Source organism: Mesorhizobium sp. CA7, assembly GCF_020165015.1.
Lineage (GTDB): Bacteria > Pseudomonadota > Alphaproteobacteria > Rhizobiales > Rhizobiaceae > Mesorhizobium.
This window is the reverse complement of sequence record NZ_JAIUHH010000037.1, coordinates 1-3,629: the sequence shown is the minus strand read 5'-3', so window position 1 is coordinate 3,629 and position 3,629 is coordinate 1. Positions and strand designations below refer to the sequence as shown.

The window sequence follows — 3,629 nt, the reverse complement described above, 5'->3', positions numbered from 1 at the left end:
GAGCAAGCGTTTGCTTGCGACTACGAGCAAGCGTTTGCTTGCGATTACGAGCAAGCGTTTGCTTGCGATTACGAGCAAGCGTTTGCTTGCGTCCTTGGAGGTAAGTTTGATCTTACCGGATTCAAGAGCCGCCAAATGAAAGGGCCGCTTGCGCGGCCCAGGCTCCCGTTTGGCGGGCCTTAAGATCGTAGAGAGAAGATTGTCTTCATCCGGATCCTGTGGATCTGGAAGTGAGGTGAACATGCGCTTTGCAGACCTGGCAGCGACCTACTCTCCCGCGTCTTGAGACGAAGTACCATCAGCGCTGGAGCGTTTCACGGCCGAGTTCGGAATGGGATCGGGTGCAGCCGCTCCGCCATAACCACCAGGTCGGCAAAACGCACGTTCAAATCGAGAAGCTGTTTGAGCGAATAGCCAATAGTGAGTAGCGAATAGGGAGCCCTATTTGCTGCTTTCTCTAAGCTGTTCGCTGGTCTTTGTTGTGCCTTTGACGTTCTTTCAGCCTGGCGCCCTTCGAAGCGAAGCTTCGCAAGGTCGACCGACCGTCGGCGCTGTTGCGCCGCACCCACGTAGCGCCGCCCGCAGGGCGGAACAAGCGTGAGTGAGAATGGCGACAATCCTTCGGATTGCGCCTAGATGGATATAAGTAATGAGAACGATCAAGCCTATCGAACTATTAGTACCGGTAAGCTTCAAGCGTTGCCGCTCTTCCACACCCGGCCTATCAACGTGGTCGTCTTCCACGGTTCTCAGGGAATACTCGTTTCAAGGTGGGTTTCCCGCTTAGATGCCTTCAGCGGTTATCCCGTCCGGATATAGCTACCCTGCAATGCGGCTGGCGCCACAACAGGTCCACCAGAGATCCGTCCATCCCGGTCCTCTCGTACTAGGGACAGATCCTTTCAATATTCCTACACCCACGGCAGATAGGGACCGAACTGTCTCACGACGTTCTGAACCCAACTCACGTACCGCTTTAAATGGCGAACAGCCATACCCTTGGGACCTGCTCCAGCCCCAGGATGCGATGAGTCGACATCGAGGTGCCAAACAACCCCGTCGATATGGACTCTTGGGGGTCATCAGCCTGTTATCCCCGGCGTACCTTTTATCCGTTGAGCGATGGCCCTTCCACGCGGGACCACCGGATCACTATGACCGACTTTCGTCTCTGCTCGACTTGTCAGTCTCGCAGTCAGGCAGGCTTATGCCATTGCACTCAGCGAACGATTTCCGACCGTTCTGAGCCCACCATCGCGCGCCTCCGTTACTCTTTAGGAGGCGACCGCCCCAGTCAAACTACCCACCATACATTGTCCCGGACCCGGATAACGGGCCGCGGTTAGACATCCATAGTGATAAGGGTGGTATTTCAAGGGTGGCTCCACCTGAGCTGGCGCCCAGGCTTCAAAGCCTACCACCTATCCTACACATGCCACTACGAATGCCAATGTAAAGCTATAGTAAAGGTGCACGGGGTCTTTCCGTCTAACCGCAGGAACCCCGCATCTTCACGGGGAATTCAATTTCACTGAGTCTATGCTGGAGACAGCGGGGAAGTCGTTACGCCATTCGTGCAGGTCGGAACTTACCCGACAAGGAATTTCGCTACCTTAGGACCGTTATAGTTACGGCCGCCGTTTACTGGGGCTTCGATTCAGAGCTTGCACCCCTCCTCTTAACCTTCCAGCACCGGGCAGGCGTCAGACCCTATACGTCGCCTTGCGGCTTCGCAGAGCCCTGTGTTTTTGATAAACAGTCGCTACCCCCTGGTCTGTGCCACCCTCCTCTGCTTGCGCAGAAAAGGGTCACGCTTCTTCCGAAGTTACGCGTGCAATTTGCCGAGTTCCTTCAGCATAGTTCTCTCAAGCGCCTTGGTATACTCTACCTGACCACCAGTGTCGGTTTCGGGTACGGTCTATAAGGAGGAGCTATTTCCTGGAACCACTCCGCTGCCCTTTCAATCCGATAAGATTGGACAACTTGTGTGATCCGTCACTACCTCCAGGCCCACGAATATTAACGTGGTTCCCATCGACTACGCGTTTCCGCCTCGTCTTAGGGGCCGGCTAACCCTGCTCAGATTAACTTTAAGCAGGAACCCTTGGTCTTTCGGCGGGGGAGTCTCTCACTCCCCTTACGTTACTCATGTCAGCATTCGCACTTCTGATACCTCCACCGCCCCTCACGGGTACGGCTTCATCAGCTTACAGAACGCTCCGCTACCGCTCGTGATTGCTCACGAACCCTAAGCTTCGGTGTATGGCTTTAGCCCCGTTACATTTTCGGCGCAAAGACCCTTATTTAGACCAGTGAGCTGTTACGCTTTCTTTAAATGATGGCTGCTTCTAAGCCAACATCCTGGTTGTTTTGGGATCCTCACATCCTTTCCCACTTAGCCATAACTTGGGGACCTTAGCTGTAGGTCAGGGTTGTTTCCCTTTTCACGACGGACGTTAGCACCCGCCGTGTGTCTGCCGACTAGTACTCCCAGGTATTCGGAGTTTGGTTAGGTTTGGTAATCCGGTGAGGACCCCTAGCCCATCCAGTGCTCTACCCCCTGGGGTATTCGGTCGACGCTCTACCTAAATAGATTTCGCGGAGAACCAGCTATTTCCGAGTTTGATTGGCCTTTCACCCCTAGCCACAAGTCATCCCGAACTATTGCAACAGTTATGGGTTCGGTCCTCCAGTAAGTGTTACCTTACCTTCAACCTGCTCATGGCTAGATCACTCGGTTTCGGGTCTAATGCGACGAACTGAACGCCCTGTTCAGACTCGCTTTCGCTGCGCCTACACCTACCGGTTTAAGCTTGCTCGTCACACTAAGTCGCTGACCCATTATACAAAAGGTACGTGGTCACCCTTGCGGGCTCCCACTGTTTGTAGGCAATCGGTTTCAGGTACTCTTTCACTCCCCTTGTCGGGGTGCTTTTCACCTTTCCCTCACGGTACTAGTTCGCTATCGGTCATGCACGAGTACTTAGGCTTGGAAGGTGGTCCTCCCAATTTCAGACAGGATTTCACGTGTCCCGCCTTACTCAAGGACGATTGATCGCATTACGCGTACGGGGCTGTCACCCGCTATGGCCCTACTTTCCAGAAGGTTCCGCTTGTCTCTCAATCGCCACTGGCCTGGTCCGGGTTCGCTCGCCACTACTTCCGGAGTCTCGGTTGATGTCCTTTCCTACGGGTACTTAGATGTTTCAGTTCCCCGCGTTCGCCACTTTATCCCTATGTATTCAGGATAAGTTACCTATTAGCGATACTTGGAAACCACAGCAGCAAGACGGCGCGATCCGAAGGATCGTCGCATCCCTGCTGCTCTGATTTTCCAAGTACCTTAGGTGGGTTTCCCCATTCGGAAATCTACGGATCAAAGGGTATTCGCACCTCCCCGTAGCTTATCGCAGCGTATCACGTCCTTCATCGCCTGTGCATGCCAAGGCATCCACCAATTGCCCTTAAGACACTTGATCGTTCTCATTGCCAATACCCACCACGCAATCCCGAAGGGATTGTCGCCTGAGCAAAATCCTGTGCGGGACTTGCTTCAATGGAATTGGCACAAAAAGACCAGCTTCTCGAGATCGGTTCGAGGGCGCGGTTAGGCAAACCCATCATATGCA

Annotated in this window: 2 rRNA genes; both read right to left on the bottom strand. The window is 53.8% G+C overall.

Annotated elements, in window-relative coordinates:
• Positions 1-254: 254 nt before the first annotated feature.
• A 5S ribosomal RNA gene (rrf, locus tag LB552_RS29550) occupies positions 255-369 on the bottom strand.
• 286 nt (positions 370-655) lie between these two features.
• Positions 656-3,479: ribosomal RNA gene (locus LB552_RS29545) — 23S ribosomal RNA — on the bottom strand.
• Positions 3,480-3,629 lie beyond the last annotated feature (150 nt).